This window comes from Ruegeria sp. TASC047 (genome assembly GCF_059612445.1).
Genome location: NZ_JBXWQP010000028.1, coordinates 1 through 19,295, shown reverse-complemented (window position 1 = coordinate 19,295; position 19,295 = coordinate 1). Strand labels below are relative to the sequence as shown.

Below are 19,295 nucleotides of genomic sequence, written 5' to 3'. Positions count from 1 at the left end.
ACTTGGCGATCAGAATTCCGCCGCCAGCCGCGTGCCCTGATTGATCGCGCGCTTGGCGTCCAGCTCGGCGGCGACATCCGCACCCCCAATCACATGGGGGGTGATGCCCCGCTCGATCAGCGCGTCCGCCAGTGACCGTTCGGACACCTGACCGGCACACAACACGATGGTATCGGCCGCGATCACCGTCGGGTCTGCGCGCTCTTCGCCAAAGCTGACATGCAGACCGTCATCGTCGATGCGCTCATAATTCACGCCGCCCACGAAATTGACGTTCTTCATCTTTAGTGTTGCCCGGTGAATCCAGCCAGTGGTTTTGCCCAAACCCTTGCCATGTGCCTGCTTCTTGCGCTGCAACAGGGTGACCTGCCGCGCGGGTGCGCTGGGTTGCGGCCCCTCGGGCGCTAACCCTGCGCGGTGTTCAGCCGGGTCCGTCACGCCCCATTCCTTCATCCATAGCGGCAGGTCGGTCGTGGCGCTGTGACCCTCTTCCAGAAGGAACTCGGACACATCAAAGCCGATGCCACCGGCCCCGATCACGGCAGCAGACTTGCCAACCACGGCCTTGCCGCGCAGCACGTCGATGTAACTCAGGACGTTGTCCCGATCCTGCCCCAGTATCTGCGGATCACGCGGGCTGACACCGGTGGCGATGACCACCTCGTCAAAGCCGGTCAGGTCATCTGCGCCTACCTCGCGGTTCAGTTCGACAGTCACGCCCAGATCATCCATCATGGTACGGTACCAGTCGACAAGGCCCCAGAATTCCTCTTTCCCCGGCACCTGCTTGGCCATGTTCAGCTGCCCGCCGACCTCATCAGCGCGGTCGAACAGGGTAACATCGTGGCCGCGCTGGGCCGCAATCATTGCGGTCGACAGTCCGGCAGGACCAGCGCCCACAATGGCAATGGATTTGCGCGTTTTGGCCGGTTCAATCACCAGTTCGGTCTCATGACAGGCGCGCGGGTTCACGAGGCACGAGGTCAGCTTGCCGCTGAACGTGTGATCCAGACAGGCCTGGTTGCAGGCAATGCAGGGAGCGATCTTCGCGGCCTCACCCGCAATCGCCTTGGCCACGAAATCCGCATCCGCCAGCATCGGGCGGGCCAGCGAGACCATGTCGGCGCAACCGGTCGACAGAACCTCTTCGGCCACCTCGGGGGTGTTGATCCGGTTCGATGTGATCACCGGTATCCCCACCTTGCCCATAAGCTTCTTGGTCACCCAGGCAAAGGCCGCGCGCGGCACGCTGGTGGCAATGGTCGGGATTCGCGCCTCGTGCCAGCCAATGCCGGTGTTGATGATCGTGGCCCCGGCCTTTTCGATCTCCTGCGCCAGTTGCACCACCTCGTCATGGGTCGATCCGTTGGGTACCAGATCGATCATCGACAGCCGGTAGATGATGATGAAATCGGTGCCCACCGCCTCGCGCGTGCGGCGCACAACTTCGATCGGCAGACGCATCCGGTTCTCATAAGACCCGCCCCAGCGGTCGGTGCGCTTGTTGGTATGGGTCACAAGGAACTGGTTCAGGAAGTACCCTTCCGACCCCATGATCTCGACCCCGTCATAACCTGCCTTTTGCGCCAGTACGGCGGCGTTGACGATATCGCTGATCTGCTTCTCGATGCCCTCTTCATCCAGCTCAGTGGGCGGGAACGGAGAGATCGGCGATTTCACCGGGCTGGGTGCCACGCATTTCGGCCCATAGGCATAACGACCTGCGTGCAGGATCTGCATCGCGATCTTGCCGCCTGCGTCATGTACGCGCTGCGTCACGATGGAATGGTGCGCCACGTCCTTTTCACTCACCATCATCGAGGCCCCCGGCAGGACCGAGCCTTCAAGGTTCGGACCTATCCCGCCTGTCACCATCAAGGCTACGCCGCCCCGCGCCCGATCCGCATAGAACTCGGCCACCCGGTTCCAGTCGCCGGTTTCCTCAAGCCCCGTATGCATCGAGCCCATCAGCACGCGGTTTTTCAACGTGGTAAAGCCCAGATCCAGCGGGGCCAGCATATTCGGGTACGCAGTCATGGCGGAACTCTCCCTCCTGAATTTGCCCGCTAGATTGACGTTCGCGTCAACTTTGTCACGCGAAACCCCACGTCACCCTCTTTGCTGTGGCGCCGGTGATTGCTAGAGGTGGGCGGAACAACCCGATGAGGCCGCGCATGACCCCCGAAGAAATCGCCAAACTGCCCTATCGCCCCTGCGTCGGGCTGATGCTGATGAATGCCGAGGGCAAGATCTTCGTGGGCCAGCGCAATGACCGCCATGCGGACGCCTGGCAAATGCCGCAGGGCGGTGTGGACAAGGGCGAAGATCCCCGCGACGCAGCCCTGCGCGAGCTGTGGGAAGAAACCGGGGTCACGGCTGATCTGGTCGAAATCATCGCCGAAACCGAGGGCTGGCTGCCCTATGACCTGCCCCATGACATCGTGCCCCACATTTGGAAAGGTCGCTATCGCGGGCAGGAACAGAAATGGTTCCTGCTGCGCTTCACCGGTGCCGACGATCAGATCAACATTGAAACTGATCACCCGGAATTTACCCGCTGGAAATGGCAAGAGCCCGACCGGTTGATCGCGGAAATCGTGCCCTTCAAGCGCGATGTGTATGAGCGTGTGGTCGAGGCATTTATGGCCCATCTGACGTAACTGCGGCGAATGAACCGTAATGGCCCTTTTGCGAACACCATCACTCCTCGGAATGCGGGCGGCATAGGGATTCGCTTGGCAAATGCCATAGACGGCTTGGGCTTCAAAGCCGTGCCACAATTCACATCACTGAACAGGGCGTAAGGTACCAAGGGTGCCGCCACGGAAATCGGAAATATAACGCCTTTATGATCGACATTTCTCTTCAATATAACAACAAGTTGAATAGCGGCCGCTCTCCGTCGCCAAAATTGAGGCATAAACGCAGATATAAACCAAATTTACTCCAATTCCGGCCACAATCTTGGGGCCAAAGTCGGCAACGCGTTCCAAGCTGGTGGAGTAAACAACCGTGAACTTTTGGCCGTTTTTCGCAAAAACGCATCCAGAAACATCGATTCAAATCTGTGATTTCAGAGACCGCACCCACCAGCTGATCGCCGGGAAATAGACCCGTAATCCTCTTATGAAGGCCAAAGCAGAAAACATCCTGAAGGCCCGAATTCAACACAATAGCCCTGCGGTGACCAACCAGTGCAACTGAAAACGCCGTGCATAATGGCGTGCGATTTCTTCGGGTGCGACGCGTTATTTCAATCCAAAAGGAAAACGTGACAAAACAGCAGGATCATAGGAATGGAATTGGTCCGCCGCCGAATATCACGACAACTTCGCGCGTATACTCTGCCTCTGACACTCCCTCGTTCTTGCGGGTGTGATTTTCGTATTATTCGGCCGCGGGTTGAGCAGACGCGCCGGGTGTAAAGCCATTGAAATACTCAATTGCCTGGCACGTTTCTGCGGGTGTCTGATTGCTGAGTGATGAGTGTGGTCTGATGTTGTTGTAATCGTATCACCAAACGCGCGGGGTGGTAATCTCACCGAAAACTTGGGGCGTTTGGAAGTAGTTTTTTTAACGGATGAATGAGGTGACTCTGATGAAGAAATCAAAGCACGGCGACGCTCAGTTCCCTGCGTGTAGCCGCCGATTAATCTTTCACTATGATAGTCCCCTTCATATGCAAGTGAAACACGCAGAAATAGGTATAAACCCCGGGTTTGTCGAATACCACGGCTGCCTTTTCGTTCCGCTCTAGCGGTCCGGTGTCCCAGTCTTGCATCTTTTGTTCCGTTGCGGTGTGAGGCGCGATGTCCAGATTGGTCCAGATCACCTCATCACCGACCGAAACTTCGAGTTTCTCAGGCGCGAACTTGAATTTGCGAATGGAAACCTGATGGCTGGTTGCCCCGGCGGACGCAACCTGTGCGCCAGCCAGAAGAGTAAGCGGTGCCGCACCCAGTACGGCACCAAACTTTCTGCGTGACAGTACAGCCATCAGCCGCAATCCAGCCCAGACACCATCTGTTCGGCGTGGCCTTCATGCTGTTTGAATGTTGCAAGAGCATCCTGCAGCAGGTTGGTGAGCGGCTCAACGGTGGTGTTGGGGATGAACTCGTCCTCAACCGTTTTGTTCACGATCTGATGATAGGCGAGCTCATTCTGAGCGTAGGCGCAATCAAAGGCTTTGCCGCGCAGCCCGCTCAGCTCATCGCGTTTCTCGACCGAACCTTTAACCAGGGCCTGGCTGAGGGCGTTGTCCTGGGGCGTTACATTCAGTTGTTGGATCAACGCCCCTGCAGCTTGGTTCACGGCCGCATGATCACGGATCATTGTGTTTGCAAAATCCCGAACGTCGTTATTGTCGGACACAGCAAGAGCAAGATGCGCATAGCGGATGTCGATTTCACCGGCAGTATACGCTGTATGCGCGATTTCAAGATCGTTCATCTTGTTCTCATCTGCAACAGCAGCATAGCCGACGACGACAAGAGCAGCAGAAAGGAAAGCGGTTTTCATCTGGAATCTCCAAAGTTGATTGAAGCCCTGATATGCGTACAGTTTGTCTTGTCTTTGAATTACCTGCCGTCCAGAAGACATGCCCTATCGTTCGAACATGTAGACAGATATCGAACTCTTGGTAATATCAGCAACCATGCTTGATCTGCTAAGTGATATTCTGACCCGCCTGTCGCTCAAGGGGACACTGTATTTCCGCACCAGCCTTAGCGAACAGCCCTGGGGGATCCAGGTGCCGGCGTTTCAGAACGTGGCCCGGTTCCACTATGTACATCGCGGTGAGTGCGTGGTGCGCGTCGCAGGAGAAGATCGGGCGCTACGCCTTACCAAAGGCGATCTTGTCCTGGTTCCACACGGGGCGGCGCATACGTTGAATTGTCGTGTTTCGGGCCCGGAAGACGCCTTGCCGCTGGATGACGTGCTGGAAAGGTCCGGCTATGATGGTAAGGGTGTTCTGGTGTATGGCGGTAACGACCCCAACATGGAGAACCAGCTGATTTGTGGTCATTTTTCACTAGCCGAAGGATCAAGACATCTGTTGCTTGACCGATTGCCGCCAAGCATTGTCATCCGGGATTATGGCGCCGAGGCCAGCGATTGGCTGGAAGCGACGTTGCGCGTGATAGGGTCCGAGGCAGGGTTCGGCCGTTTTGGAGGTGATTTGATAGCGCTGAAGATGTCAGAGGCGATTTTTGCGCAGGCTATCCGGTGCCATATCGAAGATACCGCCAGAACAGGGGGAAAACTCGCAGGTTTCGCCGATGTTCATCTTACCCGCGCATTGACGGCGTTCCACAATGACCCGACAGCGCAGTGGAGTGTCGATTCTTTGGCCAACAGGGCGGCATTGTCTCGGACAAGTTTCGCAATGCGGTTTTCCGAGAAGCTTGGGATCACACCGATGCAATATGTGACTGCATGGCGTATGCAGATTGCCCGCAGCGCGTTAGTAGAGAAAGGTGTCAGTGTTGCCGAGGCCGCGGATCTGAGTGGGTATTCCTCGGAAGCAGCGTTCAGTCGCGCGTTCAAGAAAGAGATCGGGCAACCGCCTGCCAGATTTCGAACCTCTGCGTTGCCCACTCAGGTCTGAACGATCTGCAATGTTGCCGGGTATGCATTCATTCCAATGACAGTGCTCAAAAGTACCTGTTGCTGAGGAGCACACTTTTCCGTCGCAAAACAACGGAGAAGAAAGTTTCCGCTTTTTGCCATCAAAGATATATCCGCCCTTATCGATAATCCCGCCGCCATCGCCATGATGGTGCCTCCTTTTGTTCTCGGACTGGGCATTTTCAACCTCTGTCTGACGTCAGGCAGACTATTCGAGCGCGACCATTTCCTGCCTGCTTTCGGGGTCTTTTCCCATCAACCTGAAATACTCTTTCGGCCCTTCTGACACTTTTCCAGAACCCATCTTGTTCGGTGACTTTTCTCTGAGCCAGAACAGTCGCCTCCTTGGGGTCTTTCGTTTGGAGAGCAAAATTGAGTTTGTTTCGCTTGCTTAGCTTGGGGTAGTGCTTTCGAACGTCTTGGGGAACACGCCCACGAAATTACCAAACACCATTGGAGTTCTTTTGTTCAGTGTATCTAGCCATGATCAGAATCGCTTCTGCTTCAAAGATGATTAGAGGCATTGCGTCACCTCTTGTGTCACCTTTACAGGTCTGAACTTTCCGCTAAGTTCTTGGAATTTATATATTTTTGGGGAAGAAATGGTGCCCAGGAGAGGCACAGGCAACCTGTATGAGGTTGTTCGTTCTTGTTCAGATTTCCATTCAATTACGATGTTTTAGGTGAATAAACTGTCCGGGCTTGTCTTGCCGTGTTTGGCGCTATCCAATAAGTTAAGGTGGATATTGGGGTGGATAATAATGCGGGCAACGAACAGACTTTCGGCTTCCTTTGTAAAATCTGCACCGGTCGGTAAACACTGCGATGGAGCTGGGCTTTGGTTTATTAAACGAGACGACGGTGGCGCGCAGTGGATGCTTCGTGTGACTGTGCATGGCCGAAGGCGCGAAATGGGCTTAGGCGGCTATCCAACTCTTTCTCTTGCAAGTGCTCGAAGTGTTGCACAGCGATGGCGTACGGTCGCTGCGGAAGGCCGTGATCCGGTCAAGGAGCGTGAAGCAGAGGCACGTGCGGCGCGGCGGGAAGATGTTTCACTTGCGGTTCTGACTGCAGATGCATTCGAAGCGCGAAAGGCTGAACTCAAAGGCGATGGAAAAGCAGGGCGTTGGCTCTCACCGCTAAATGGGCATGTACTGCCCAAGCTTGGAAAGGTGCCAATAACAGACATTGACCAGCGCGACATTCGCGACACCCTGGCTCCAATCTGGCACACAAAAGCCGACACAGCGCGCAAAGCAATGAACCGGCTAAACATTGTCTTTCGCCACGCGGCCGCGCTTGGATTGGACGTTGACCTCCAGGCAACAGAAAAAGCCAAAGCGTTGTTGGGAAAGTCACGTCACAAGCCGAAACACATCCCAGCGATGCTGTGGAGCGATGTCCCTGTCTTCTACTCAAGCTTAGAGGAACCGTCTATCTCGAACTTGGCAATGAGGTTGCTCATCCTAACCGGCGTTCGCTCTAAACCTTTGCGCTTTATCAGGCTCGAACAGATTGAGGGACACGTTTGGACTATACCCGGTGAGGCCATGAAAGGTCGAAAAGGGGCAACAAGTGATTTCCGTGTGCCGCTTTCGCAGGAAGCGCAACGCGTTATCGACCTTGCCCTACCGCATTCCAGAAATGGTTTCCTTTTTCCGAATACACGGCAGGGCGTGATCTCTGATATGACGCTCTCAAGGATGATGGAGCGCCGCAAATTGGACGCCCGCCCGCATGGCTTCCGCAGCAGTCTTCGCGACTGGCTGGCTGAAGCCACCGACGCACCTCACGAAGTAGCGGAAGCAATGCTGGGACACGTAACTGACTCTGGTGTCGTTCGAGCTTACAGACGCACAGATTTTCTTGAGCAGCGTAGGGTGTTGAGCGAGCAATGGGCGAGCTACGTGTGCGGTGGAACTAGGGAAGTCGTGTCTTGCCTCTCAACACGGTAATTAACGCTAGCCATGACCACTCTAAATACAGTGGCTGAGCAAATCTAAACAGCTACATATTGAATTGCACCAATTAGTCCGCTAACATTGGAACTGTTGCTGCGCAAGATGTGCAGCTCGTCTTCCCCGACACGGGGCACCCATTGGTGGGACGAGCGGCCGTTTGCGATCATTCTGGCTTTCGTCCCGAGTAAGAAAGGACGACTGTCACAATGAGCACATTCACGGCAACTTCCGCAAAATACCTGACCCTAATGGAACTTCGCGAGAAGCTCGGGAACCGTTCTCGTTCATCCATTTATGCCGACCTGGCTGCAGAGCGGCTTCCCAAACCCGTCAAACTGGGTGGTCGTTTGTTGTGGATCGAAGAGGAAATCGATTCCCACCTCCGCGCTCTGCGCGATGGCGACATATGCTAATCGCGCGCAGTGGAGGATCCATTATGGTCGATCGCTTCGATACATCGACAATAGCTAACATCACTTGTGACGCTGTAAGCCCAAGGGAACTTGGAAAGCTGCGGCAGGTTACTCACGATGAGTAATTTCAACGCCAAACGTGCCCGCACAAAACGTCCCTGCCCACTTTGGGTAGACGCATTCCAGCGTGATACTCAACCCCTCGCAGCCGATGAAGTTGGCGCCTACATGCTTATTCTCATGGCGATGTGGGTGCGCGAAACATGTGATTTCCCTGATGATGACCGCCGTCTAGCGGCGGTCTCCAGGGTATCTTTCCGCCTCTGGAGGTCACGCATCGGGCCTGCCATCAGGGAGTTCCTTGAAACCGACAATGGCGTCCTAATTTCCCGCCGGTTGCGAAAAGAAGCTGCTTACGTCGAACGCCATTGCAAGACTCAATCCGACCGGAAATCGGGGAAAAAAACGGGTAACCCATTGGGAAATAAAGGAACACTATCAACCGAGGGAAAATCCGAGGTTGCAACCGTGGATACCCCCACGGACAAACCTACCCAACTACCCAACAACCCAAATATTACCATTCCTGACGGAATGGACGGCAACGCCGTCGATGCGACAGACGTCGTTTGGTCGAAGTGCAAGGATTGGCTGGTTTCGCAAGGTGTCGATGACCGCCAGGCCCGTAGTGTCATTGGCAAGTGGCTGAAGAGGAGTTCAGTTAGCGAGGTTCGGGCGGCCTTCATTGACGCCTACCACGCCAAAACCGCAGACCCGATCCCCTACATCACCGCAATTCTCGGCAAGCCTGCACAGCCTACCACGGCTGAACTCATGGCGATGGCGAAGGAGGTAAATGCAAGACGATGACCATGTTCGACCGCAAGCGGCGGGAAACCTTCTTGACCGACAAGATCACCGGCTATCTCGACCGCAAGGCCCCGCCTCGCAGCCTCGGGGCTCAAGCTCAGGCCGACGAGATGGCCTCACTGGTTCGTTGTTTCATGCGTTTTGCCCCGAAAGACGGTTACGAGGATTGGTGGCCGAACTTCGAGGATCGGCTTGACGAGGACGCCAAGACCCGCGCATGGCCCACCGCCGGAGAAATTAAGGCGGCGGCAATGGCAATCACCGGCCCGTCCTCCCGGCGCATTGCCGAGGGCAACGAGTTTGACCCTCTGGATGTGAACGCAAACCGAGTGCATGCCGGTGAGCGGGTGTCTGATGGCTATCTCTATGGGCGTCTTTCTGTCGAATTGGTGGCAAGTGGGAAAGTCAGTGAAGCCCAAATGCGCCGCTATCGCGCGGCGTTTATCTTTTGGCTCAAAGACACCTACGATGAACCAATTGCGTTGGCGAAAGTTGCCGAGTTCGAAGCCCGCCATGCCGCCGCGGAGGCCGCTGCGCATGAGCCCTCAGAGCCGCGCGCCTTGCCCAAGCCGCAGCCCAAGATAATACCCAGACACAAATGGGAAGGTGCAGCATGAGCGCAATGTCAAAACTAGCCTCTATGGAAAGCAAGGGGACCGGCGGCACCCCCTTCGCCTCGCGCCCATCATGGGGTTTGCCAACTATGTTAACAAATGTTGGTGTTTTCTGATGGGGCGACCGACCAATTTTGAGAAGAAATTCCGTGCGCGCTTTCAAGGTGACCCCATTGATTGGCGTGAAATTCGATTACGTTGGCGGCCGTGCCCAGCAGAGGCGCACAAGCACCCAAATTATCGGAGGGATTGCTCACAGTGCCGCGGTGCAAACTGCAAACGGATGGCAGAGATCGGTCTGAATGAGATCGGTGAACCGTTGCCCAAGGCAGAACGTCCCAAGTGCGGCGCAAAAACACGTAACGGCGGCCAATGTCAGGCCCGAATAGTTCCTGGCAAACGGCGCTGCCGATTGCATGGTGGGCTCAGTACTGGTCCGAAGGGCAAACGTAGAGTTTTCGCAAAGAGTCCGTAGAACCGTAAGCGGCGGCTAGCTGCAACAAGTCGATAGCTCTTCCCTCCAAACAGCTCCAATCAACACAAGACCCAAAACCGACTACCACGATGATTAGTTATCCTTTCAAAGGCCCCCTGATGAATGCGTACTGCGCCGACCTTGGTGCGGCGCAGCCTAATTTTCAACCGAAGCATGTTCCTTTTCTTGCTCGCAACAGAAACCTAACAGAAACGCAAACTCGCGAAGCCGACCGTCTCCGCAAAATGAAAGATCGTATTCCCGATGCCGAGGCAGTCTCCCTCGATAGTAACAAGATGCGGGCTTTTTTTACGCAGCTCCTTGATCATTGGGCCGACCGGGCCGGTCGAAAAGAAGCAAAAAGATTCAATTTCGCTGACCTTGATGACACTATCAATGCTTTCCAAGAGAAGTACGATTTGTCCTTCGTCGAGTTCGCAAAATGGTGCGGCGGACCAACTTCACTTCTTTTGGGTATGGCAGCCAACCGTTCTGGCACATCGGTTCCAGGTTCGAACACGTCGCAAGCTTTATCCGCCTCGTTCATCGAAGCTTTTTCTGAACCGGAGCGGAATGGCATCGCTTTGGAACAAGGCAAGATACCCGAAAAGAACCTGATAAAGACTTTCCTGGAAGGATTGCCCGAAGGAACAGCTCTGCAAAAGTATGTGGAACGCGAAACAAGCCTCGATGCGGAACGATTGGGGCAATTGGGGTGTCTGACCGGTATGCTGTGGCAACTGGCTCTCATTTCGACGGCAGCGGCCGCGCCCGGCGAGGAGGGCAACCCAATTCTGAACCCGACACCTCAGCAGACTGAAAGTGGCGGGCAGCGATGGTCAAGTGGGCCAGCCTGGGTTGCTGCCCTCGCTGAATTTGAGCGAGTTCACCACGGTGCTACACGAACGGGCAGTCGGGGTCCGACCAGCGTTGCCCGCCAGATCCACACCCTTTTGGTAAAACACCCGGACGGCGCCAATGGAAGCGAAAATATTGTTCGAAAGTTGAACGGAGTTCTTTCCGGTCAAAAACCGCTTACATTCAAGATCGTTGAGGACATTTGCCGAACGATCGAAGCCGCAGAGGATTCGCCTTCCGACGAGACACTTCAGAGTGCTTTGTCGGCCGACGGGGATACAAAGTGGGAAAATGAGCTTCTTCGGCTGCGAATCTACGGGCACGTCGCTGGGTTCATGAGTTACATTGAGCGTGTGTGGGAGTACGCAAGTCGCAAGCTCGACAATCCGACACTGCTTCAAGACTTGCACGACGTTTGGCAGGATTGGCCGCTGATCTACGATAGCGCATTGGACAACCATAGGAAGCGCCTTGCTGAATTTTGCCTCTGATCCCAATTCAGCAAGGCTGTGCTCAAGTCATAGCATCAGGGCTGACGTGCCGGTTGCTTCGGGCAGCCGTGAGCAACCGCTTTTTGGGCGCGGTTTACAAATCCACTGTCGAGCGTCTTGCTTTGTTCGATGCGTCGGACAGCTTCCGTTGTCATCGGCACTCGCGAAGCTTTCCCGGGCTTGGGAGATTTGTTGTCGCGGTTTTTTCCGGACTTCATGCCATGTTTCTTCGAGGGCAGACCAGCGGGTTTTTTCGTTTTGGCGTTCATGATTTGCTCCATTATTGCGTGTTAGAACACCAGTTTTCTCCCACATTCCCACTGAAAAACTCTGTCGTACCCTGGGACAAAATGAAGGGCTGGTATCGGCGCATGAGCGACTAGAAAGAAGATACTTCAAGCGCCGGAAGAATACCCGCATGTCAATAGAGAGCCCTCTGCGGATGTTAGTCAGGTTGCCCAGTCTCGCTGGTGCAGCATGTCACAAACGGCGTAGTCCGGACGTTCAATTCCACCAAGTGAATTGAAGAAGAGCGGACATATCGGCCATTTCTGGATTGGTCACTAGTATCCGCAAACCGGCCCTGAACATCCGGTCATTCGCTTCCATCATTCGAGAGCTCCGCAGGCGCGTTTCAACCCTTCTATCAGACGCGCATTGTCCCGAGCATTCTTGTAAAGAGTGACTTTCCCCGACATGAGCGAGGAAAGAAAATCTGGCGAAAATGTCGCCAGAAACTCGCGGTGTTCATCCGCTTCACCGAGGTCGCCAGCCAGTCCGCAGGTGGCGATCATCAGGGCCCGGCGGATTGGGGCGCGCGGATGCATCTGTATGGCGAGCCGTGCCCATTTCTGAGTCTCAGCGTTGTCACTCCTGGCAAAGCTCGCCTGGGCCAGCGCCAGATAGGCCGTGCCCAGAACCGACTCACGTTCGCGCGGACTCAGGCGCAACCCCAGATGCGCGTGTTCGAATGCCTCATCCGAAAGCCCATCCACTGATTCCGCCCATGCAAGCAGGAAAAGTCCATGGGCATAGTTCGGGTTCAGTTCCACTGCACGCCTCAGATAGCCCAGCGCCTCGTCCCGGTCGCCAAAAAAATGCAGCACCAGCCCCCTTCTAGAATATGCTCTGGGGTCCGAGGTGCCGACATCGAAGATTTGATCGATACACTTTTTTGCCTCGAGCAACGCTTGGTCCGGATCGTCTCCCCATCGGTAGAGAAAAATGTAGAGCAATGCTTGTGAGCGAACTTCGTAAGCAAGTGCGCAGCGGGGATCACCATTAATCGCCCGCGCGGCAGTTTCAGCTGCGGTCGAAAGCAACTCATAATTGCCGAGCCGGAGCGCCTCGTAGGATTGATCAAGTGCCTTCAACGCCAGATCGTAAGACGAGAAGTCCACGCCATAACTTCCGAGGACGCGACCGGTCTCGGCCAACTCGATCTGCGGTGCGACCGAAGCAACGATGCCGCGGGTGATCTCTTCCTGGACTGCGAAAATGTCTTCGAGATCACGGTCATAACGTTCGGCCCAGAGGTGGTTGCCGTTCGTGGCATCGATCAACTGCGCCGTCACGCGGACCCTGTCACCCGCGCGCCGAACAGAGCCCTCGACCGCGAAACGCACACCCAAATCGCGGCTGAGCTCGCGCAGATCGATGGCCTGGCCCTTGTAGGCAAAGGTCGAGTTTCTGGCGATGACCATCAACTCGGGAAAGCGCGAGAGCTCGGTGATGATATCCTCGGTGATGCCGTCGGCGAAGTATTCTTGCTCCGGGTCCGCGGACATATTCTCGAAAGGCAAGATGGCGACCGAAGGTTTTTTCGGTATCTCGGGCTTGGTACCCGTGAGTATTTCGAGCGCGTTTGCGCTCTCCGTCCTCAAGTTGACTTTGTAGGCGCGTACGGGCTGGGGGATGTTCTTGAGCGTTAGTTCATCAAGGTCCTGAAACGTGAGCGCGGTCTTGCCGCGGACCTGACGGTAGGCGTCTTCGGAAAGCGTGATGCCGCCGGGTTCGGCCTGAGCTTCGAGCCGGGCTGCTATGTTCACACCCTCACCATAGATATCTCCATCGTCCAAGATAATGTCGCCGAGGTGCAGACCCATGCGAAATTCGATTCGGGTGTCCGGCTTGGTATCGGCCTCGGCGTCAGAAACACTTTTTTGAATTGTCGCGGCAGCCTCGACCGCGGCGACGACGGACCCGAATAATGCAAGCATGCCGTCGCCAGTCAGCTTGACTATCTCGCCGCCTGCACTTGCGATCTCCTGGTCAATGATCTCGCGGCGGAGATTTTTTAGCCGTGATAGCGTCCCGCGTTCGTCTGCTGCCATCAGCCGCGAGTATCCGACCATGTCGATAGCAAGAATGGTAGATAGAAGACGTTTCATTAGCGAAAACCCCAGACCGTTCCACGGTAACCAGAAGGGGCGGCGGAATCCAATGATCATAGTGGGGAAAGACCAAAGTTGCTGGTGTCGGATTAAACGTCCAAGTTCAGAAATCGTGCGTCCGCTTCGGGCTCAAACCCGTCATCTGACGCTTTCGATCAGGATTTTCAGCCAATCTGAGTGCTCAACGACGGTTCAGCGGACACAACGGACATATACACGCGGGCGGAAAGACGGACTATTCCGCTGCTATTGCGCGCGTGACATCGGATTGATCATTGAATCGTGTCCATTTCAGATTTCCGCGATAGCGCCAGGCCAGCTTGCCTTCGTCATCCATGGCGATCAGGTGAAGCCAACCGTTATCGAAAAGCTCGCACACACCGGGATGGCGCCTGAGAATCTCGGACATTGCCTCGCGCGGGGCTTCGACGATCACGGACAGGCGCAGCGGATCGTGTTGGAACCCGCTGCCGTCATGGACTGACTGCCACGGCAAACCCGGACGAGGGGCGCCGTTGTTACCTTCCAGAACTCCGATGCCACCCACCACATTGTGCAGCAGCTTGTTGCCGCCACCAAACAGGGTCGGCGCCACGGTCGAGCCGTAATACTGAAGGCTGATCCAGCTGGCGACGACCACGGGGGCGGTCATGACCAATTCAAGAACGCCGAACCCATCATCGCGACGCCAGTCGTAGTCATGAAGGAATGCCTGCCCGGACAAGTCCGCGCCGTCGGTGCGGTGGCGCGGCGCGGCGATAAAGGCACGGCACCCGGCCAGCCCCCATTCGGGACGTGTTTCGGCCCAGTCCCGTGCTCGGTTTGCGACGGTCGCTGCGCCAGAGGCGCGCGGTAGACGCTGCGCGCGCTCTGCACGGGCGAGGTTCCCTGCTGCGGCCAGCCACTCTTTCAGCTGTGCGAGTCCGCCCGTAGCTACGCCACGCGGCAAATCCCGGTCGAAGAGGGTCACCTTGTCGGTCGTCGTATGGTGCATTGCGGGCAGGAACACCGTATCCGAAGGGATCTCGATCCCATCTTCACGCAACCCAAGCTGCACGTCACGATCATTCAAAAGGCCCGCCAGAAGCCGGGCATTCACGTCCCCCGCGTAACCGCCACAGGCGCCACAGTGCAACGCGCTTTCGTGCGGATTGTTGGTTACGTCGGCGCCGTGTCCGGTTAGCAATACGATCCGTGCAAAATTGTCCGTAAGCGACATGGCCGTCAGCACTGACTTCGCCAGTTCAACACGCGTTTCAAGGTCGATCGCCGGGTCTATCCCAGGCGCAGGTTCTACCGTGGCCTTGCTGCCAAGACCCAGCGAATCCCGAACCAGTTTGCCGGCGTAGAGCGGTCCTGTGGCCTCCACAAAGGCGAAAGACGAGACAGCTGCCAGCTTGAACCGGCCCCAGGCCCGCTTGGCCCGTGCGGTGTAGCGGCGGTCGAGATCGGCCTTCTTGGGTTCGGCCGCCTGTGATGCCACGCCGGGTTGCAGGAGCACCGGGCCGCGCAGTTCGGTCACATCCGAGCCGGCGGCCTTGTGCGCGCTGGCCAGCCCAAAGAACCCGGCAAAACCGATAGTCTCGATGTTTTCGTCCTGCGCTTCCAGTGCGCGACGGAAGACTTCGGAACGAACGTCGATACAGAAGGCCGCTTGCACATCCGGACGCCCTTGGGCCTTGCGCGGTTTGCCCCGAAGCAGCTTGTCCGCCAGAACACGCTGTTGTGACCTTTCTGCCGCGTCCTGGAGTACCGCGTCGATGACAAGGTCCCTTGAAGGGGTGACAGGGGCCTGGTGGGCCGCGATAGCCTCTGCCCAACGCGCCGCGATCTGGTCTTCATAGAGTTCGAACAGCGCTTCGTCGAACACCATGCGGACAGCCAGAAGCTCGGTCACGGTGCTTTCCTGTTCGCCATCCAGTTCTGCCTGCCACAAAAGATAACGCCCGTATTGGGCCCATCCGCCCAGCGTCATCAGCCAACGGTGGAACGCGGTCGTCGCGGCACCGGTGGTCACTCCGAGCTTTTCCGAAGCGCGGCCTATGGCGCGCCAATGCGACCGGTTGGTTTCAGCGACAAAGGCACAAAAGCCCTTCAGGCCTTGGATCTCGGGCGTCAGATCGCGCGAGGCGAAATCCCGCCAGGCGTTGAAGGGTCCGCCGGTGCTGGCCTGCTGCCAGAGAGCCTGTCCCTGGTCAAAATGACTGGCGGCCCATGCTCCAATGCGGTCTTCGATCAGCCCCGGCCAGTCAACGCCCGAAACGTCCGCCGCCAACTCAGCCACGGTGGGAAGGGCTTTGGGCTCGGGTGTGTCATCCTCCAGAGCGGCTTTGATGTCCTGCAGGCTCAGTACATGGAACCGCCCTTCGACCGCAGTCAATGCATCCAGCAGGTCCGTTTCGGCGATTTCACCTGCGTCCAATTTACTGGCCCAGTGCGCGCGCGAAGGTGTAATCCGGGCGCCTCCTACCCGCGCCAGACGCGCAGCGGTGACCGCTAGGGTCTCACCTGTCTGGCCCAGGAACGGGTTCACCGCAACATTCGCGGTAAGTGGAAAAAGCGGCGGGATCGCCTTGGCGGCGGTGTTGGCCTCGGCGACAAGTTCCAACAGGGCGGCGGGGTAGGACTCGAGTTTTGCAAACATGAGGTTTGTTCCTTTCAGGCTGCTGAGCGCTTGGACCATCCGTCCAGAAGCTTGTCGAAGATCGCATTGGCATAGAGGCCGTTGGTCAGGTGAACGCGAAGTCCGGCTGCCGCCGGGTGCGATGCCCACAGCGGAAATGTCGCCTGAGTCACGGCGACAAAGCCAAAGCTCACAAGCGCGAGGATGATCAGGGCCCACTCCAGGGGACCCGGGCTCGGGGTCGGGGGCAGGCTACCGGCGGTGAGAGACTGCGCGACGACCTGAAGGGCGAAATAGCTCACCGAAGTCACCAAGGCATAGATTACCGTGCGCCGCATCAACGCGCGCGGTGCCGCATCGGCAAAGCCCTGCGCCAGCAGATAGGCAACGCCAAAGATCAGGATCACGCCCAAGGCTATGGCCTGGATCGATTTCCCATCAAACCCCAGAATGGTGCCGACGAGACCGTAGATCACGATGGCAATGGCAAAGGCCTGCAAGACGTTGCGAGCACTCGGCACTGCAATCGCTCCGGGGCGGCGGATCGCCGCGACATTGCGCACGGCCTCACCGGAACTGAGGAACGCGTGCGCCTTGTACAGCGAGTGCGCTACGATATGCAGCAAGGCCAGCGGGAACAGCGCCAGGCCGCATTGCATGACCATGAAGGCCATCTGCGCGATGGTCGACCATGCCAGCGACGTCTTGACCGCCGGCTGGGTCAGCATCACCAGACCACCGAACAGCGCAGTGAAACCGCCGAGCATGACGAGGAGCGCCATGACCCCCGGAGCCAGAAGCATCACGTCCGCGAACCGGATCAAGAGGAACCCGCCCGCATTGATAACACCCGCATGCAGAAGGGCGGATACCGGCGTTGGCGCCTCCATCACTTCGGTCAACCAGCCATGTACCGGGAATTGTGCCGATGCCAACACTGCCGAGACGGCGATCAGCAGGGCCGCCACCATTGTCAGCCAGTTGGCCTCGATCGTCGTAAGGATGGTTTCGATGTCGCTGGTCCCGGTTGCGGTGATCAGCAGGATGACAGCCCCCGCCAGTGCGCCTTCGCTCAGCCGCGCGACGAGGGCTTTCTTGCGGGCGCCGCGCCGCGCCGTTGCGCGTTCGGAGTAGAAAAGGAGCAGCCGGTTCAGTGACAGTCTGGTGAGCGTCCAGGCCGCGAAAAGCTGAAACAGATTGCCAGACATCACGATGAGCAGGACCGCGGCCAGCGTCGCGGACATCCAGGTGGTGAATGCCCCCTGTCGGGCTTCTCCATCCATGTAGGTCCTGGAATAGCGCAGCACGATCCAGCCGATGAAGCTGACCAGCACCAGCATCACCGCGCTCACGGCGTCGAGCCGCACGGACAGGCCAACACCGTACAGCCCGATCATTGCCGACGTGCCGGGGCCTTTCACCACAAGAAGCGTTGCAGCTACCGCGGCGATCGCGAAGGCGGCAAATGCGGCCGCCTCGGTCAATTTCGGCACCAGTCCGGGACGTTTCCCTGGATGTCGCGCCGCATGAAGTGCCGCCACCAGCAGGACGAGTGGGCTGACAAGGGGCAAAAACAGATAAGCCATGATCGAGATCCTTTAGTTTTCGCGGCCAAAGACCTTTGGGAACCTGTTAGGATAGAACCTCTTGCAATAAAAATTCATTGTTCTTGAGTTATCGTTCTATTAAATAAAACGGAATGCCATTGAACTATCATCACCTCCGGTATTTTTGGGCGGTTGCGCATGACGGGAACCTGACGCGCACGGCACAGCGGTTGAACCTGTCACAGTCGGCCTTGTCGGTTCAGATCAAGCAATTGGAAGAACGTCTTGGCCATGCTCTTTTCGAACGGCGTGGGCGGCAGCTTCATCTGACCGAGGCCGGACGTATTGCGTTGGACCACGCGGATGCGATTTTCTCGACCGGCCAGGAACTTGTCGCCACCCTGACAGGCACCGTTCAAAGCCGCAAGGCGTTGCGCGTGGGCGCGCTCGCAACCATGTCGCGCAACTTCCAGATCGGTTTTCTGGGACCGATTCTGTCACGCGTCGATGTTGAGGTGATCCTGCGCTCGGGCAGTCCGACGGAATTGCTTGAAGGATTGGGAACGCTCAATCTCGACTTGGTGCTCATGAACCGCCCACCACCTGACGACAGCCTGACACCGTATGAAACGCACCAGATTGGGGAGCAGGACGTCAGCATCGTTGGTACCCCAGAACGGCTCGACCCGGACCGTCCGATCAGGGAACTTCTCCTCGATCAGCCCTTCATTCTGCCCACGACCGACAGCAGTGTGCGCACCGCTTTTGACGCCATGGCCAGCCGGTTATCCGTGCGCCCGCAAATCGCCGCCGAGGTGGACGACATGGCCATGATGCGTCTTTTGGCACGAGAGGATATCGGGCTTGCTCTTGTAGCGCCGATCGTCGTGAAAGATGAATTGAACTCTGGTCGGCTCAAGGAAGCCAAAGAGCGCCCTCTGATCAAGGAAACCTTTTTCGCCATCACGCTTCGGCGCCGGTTCCCGAACCCCTTGGTCCAGGATCTTCTCGAACGAAGTACTGGTTCCGCATTTTTGACTTGAAGTGCAAACATGCGTGCAATCCGCATACTGCCGAGCTACCAATGGCTGTTTGACTTGCTGCGACCGGGAAATTCTCTTCCGTTGGCTTTCCCGACAAGATTGCAGCATCTGCAAAATTAGAGATAGGAGAATGTCCGCAACGGGCTCAGACCAGACTTGCGGCGGTGCGGCAGTGGGTTCGCAGCGAGATCGCACCCAACCCCGTTTGGCAGATGGCCGCAGGCAGCCCGAAGCGGACCCACGACGCTTGCCCCAAATCTGTGATAGCTGACCTTCACCGCGCGGGTCGTGAACTGGTAAGATGCGGACTGAGTAGACATTTGCCCCGCGTATTGACGGGCAACTCTCCTTTTAGCTATCCTCCCGGCATGATTGGCGG

16 protein-coding genes and 2 pseudogenes are annotated in these 19,295 nt (G+C 57.0%); 9 read left to right on the top strand and 9 right to left on the bottom strand.

The window, feature by feature from the left end; genetic code table 11:
* Positions 1-9: 9 nt before the first annotated feature.
* A complete protein-coding gene (locus AC2FLO_RS06805; RefSeq protein WP_496753155.1) occupies positions 10-2,037 on the bottom strand; it encodes an FAD-dependent oxidoreductase in 2,028 nt (675 codons plus the stop codon).
* A gap of 137 nt (positions 2,038-2,174) precedes the next feature.
* Between AC2FLO_RS06805 and AC2FLO_RS06800 the strand changes: the two genes are divergently transcribed.
* Positions 2,175-2,660: an RNA pyrophosphohydrolase gene (locus tag AC2FLO_RS06800; protein ID WP_496753154.1), complete on the top strand. Its 486-nt coding sequence runs from the start codon at positions 2,175-2,177 to the stop codon at positions 2,658-2,660.
* Between the two features lie 727 nt (positions 2,661-3,387).
* Here AC2FLO_RS06800 and AC2FLO_RS06795 read toward each other — a convergent pair.
* The 3 genes and pseudogenes from AC2FLO_RS06795 to AC2FLO_RS06785 form a co-directional block, all read right to left on the bottom strand.
* Positions 3,388-3,513, bottom strand: a pseudogene (locus AC2FLO_RS06795) (IS3 family transposase); the annotation flags it as partial.
* Between the two features lie 136 nt (positions 3,514-3,649).
* Positions 3,650-3,997: a cupredoxin domain-containing protein gene (locus AC2FLO_RS06790; protein WP_496753153.1), complete on the bottom strand. Its 348-nt coding sequence runs from the start codon at positions 3,995-3,997 to the stop codon at positions 3,650-3,652.
* Entirely contained in the window at positions 3,997-4,518 is a 522-nt protein-coding gene (locus AC2FLO_RS06785; protein ID WP_480556396.1) for a DUF4142 domain-containing protein, read from the bottom strand. Before AC2FLO_RS06785 ends, AC2FLO_RS06790 begins: the two co-directional genes overlap by 1 nt.
* Positions 4,519-4,654: 136 nt before the next feature.
* Between AC2FLO_RS06785 and AC2FLO_RS06780 the strand changes: the two genes are divergently transcribed.
* Positions 4,655-5,608: an AraC family transcriptional regulator gene (locus tag AC2FLO_RS06780; RefSeq protein ID WP_480495906.1), complete on the top strand. Its 954-nt coding sequence runs from the start codon at positions 4,655-4,657 to the stop codon at positions 5,606-5,608.
* Positions 5,609-5,810: 202 nt separating this feature from the next.
* Here the strand turns inward: AC2FLO_RS06780 and AC2FLO_RS06775 are convergent.
* Positions 5,811-6,056 (bottom strand): annotated as a pseudogene (locus AC2FLO_RS06775) (DUF6538 domain-containing protein); the annotation flags it as partial.
* 333 nt (positions 6,057-6,389) lie between these two features.
* Here AC2FLO_RS06775 and AC2FLO_RS06770 point away from each other — a divergent pair.
* The 6 genes from AC2FLO_RS06770 to AC2FLO_RS06745 all read left to right on the top strand — a co-directional run bounded on the left by AC2FLO_RS06770 (position 6,390) and on the right by AC2FLO_RS06745 (position 11,310).
* Positions 6,390-7,583 carry a tyrosine-type recombinase/integrase gene (locus AC2FLO_RS06770; protein WP_496811664.1) on the top strand — a complete coding sequence of 398 codons (1,194 nt, stop codon included), beginning with the start codon at positions 6,390-6,392 and terminating at the stop codon, positions 7,581-7,583.
* A gap of 212 nt (positions 7,584-7,795) precedes the next feature.
* The gene (locus tag AC2FLO_RS06765) at positions 7,796-8,002 is read left to right on the top strand and encodes a helix-turn-helix transcriptional regulator (RefSeq protein ID WP_170780027.1); all 207 of its coding nucleotides are present in this window, start codon (positions 7,796-7,798) and stop codon (positions 8,000-8,002) included.
* A gap of 117 nt (positions 8,003-8,119) precedes the next feature.
* Positions 8,120-8,872 carry a DUF1376 domain-containing protein gene (locus tag AC2FLO_RS06760; protein ID WP_496811663.1) on the top strand — a complete coding sequence of 251 codons (753 nt, stop codon included), beginning with the start codon at positions 8,120-8,122 and terminating at the stop codon, positions 8,870-8,872.
* A complete protein-coding gene (locus AC2FLO_RS06755; RefSeq protein WP_496811662.1) occupies positions 8,869-9,489 on the top strand; it encodes a hypothetical protein in 621 nt (206 codons plus the stop codon). The genes AC2FLO_RS06760 and AC2FLO_RS06755 overlap by 4 nt, the downstream gene beginning before the upstream one ends.
* Positions 9,490-9,559: 70 nt before the next feature.
* A complete protein-coding gene (locus tag AC2FLO_RS06750; RefSeq protein ID WP_496811661.1) occupies positions 9,560-9,961 on the top strand; it encodes an HGGxSTG domain-containing protein in 402 nt (133 codons plus the stop codon).
* Between the two features lie 119 nt (positions 9,962-10,080).
* Entirely contained in the window at positions 10,081-11,310 is a 1,230-nt protein-coding gene (locus AC2FLO_RS06745; RefSeq protein WP_496811660.1) for a hypothetical protein, read from the top strand.
* A gap of 35 nt (positions 11,311-11,345) precedes the next feature.
* On the opposite strand, the gene AC2FLO_RS06740 is transcribed toward AC2FLO_RS06745, so the two are convergent.
* The 4 genes from AC2FLO_RS06740 to AC2FLO_RS06725 all read right to left on the bottom strand — a co-directional run bounded on the left by AC2FLO_RS06740 (position 11,346) and on the right by AC2FLO_RS06725 (position 17,912).
* Positions 11,346-11,579, bottom strand: a complete 234-nt coding sequence (locus AC2FLO_RS06740; protein ID WP_496811659.1) for a hypothetical protein — start codon at positions 11,577-11,579, stop codon at positions 11,346-11,348.
* Between the two features lie 339 nt (positions 11,580-11,918).
* The gene (locus AC2FLO_RS06735; protein WP_496811658.1) at positions 11,919-13,700 is read right to left on the bottom strand and encodes an adenylate/guanylate cyclase domain-containing protein; all 1,782 of its coding nucleotides are present in this window, start codon (positions 13,698-13,700) and stop codon (positions 11,919-11,921) included.
* A gap of 238 nt (positions 13,701-13,938) precedes the next feature.
* Positions 13,939-16,347, bottom strand: a complete 2,409-nt coding sequence (locus tag AC2FLO_RS06730; protein WP_496811657.1) for a YbcC family protein — start codon at positions 16,345-16,347, stop codon at positions 13,939-13,941.
* 14 nt (positions 16,348-16,361) lie between these two features.
* Positions 16,362-17,912: a proton-conducting transporter transmembrane domain-containing protein gene (locus AC2FLO_RS06725; RefSeq protein WP_496811656.1), complete on the bottom strand. Its 1,551-nt coding sequence runs from the start codon at positions 17,910-17,912 to the stop codon at positions 16,362-16,364.
* 113 nt (positions 17,913-18,025) lie between these two features.
* On the opposite strand from AC2FLO_RS06725, the gene AC2FLO_RS06720 reads away from it, so the two are divergent.
* Positions 18,026-18,916 (top strand): LysR family transcriptional regulator, encoded by an 891-nt coding sequence (locus AC2FLO_RS06720; protein ID WP_496811655.1) that lies wholly within the window; start codon positions 18,026-18,028, stop codon positions 18,914-18,916.
* Positions 18,917-19,295: the final 379 nt, after the last annotated feature.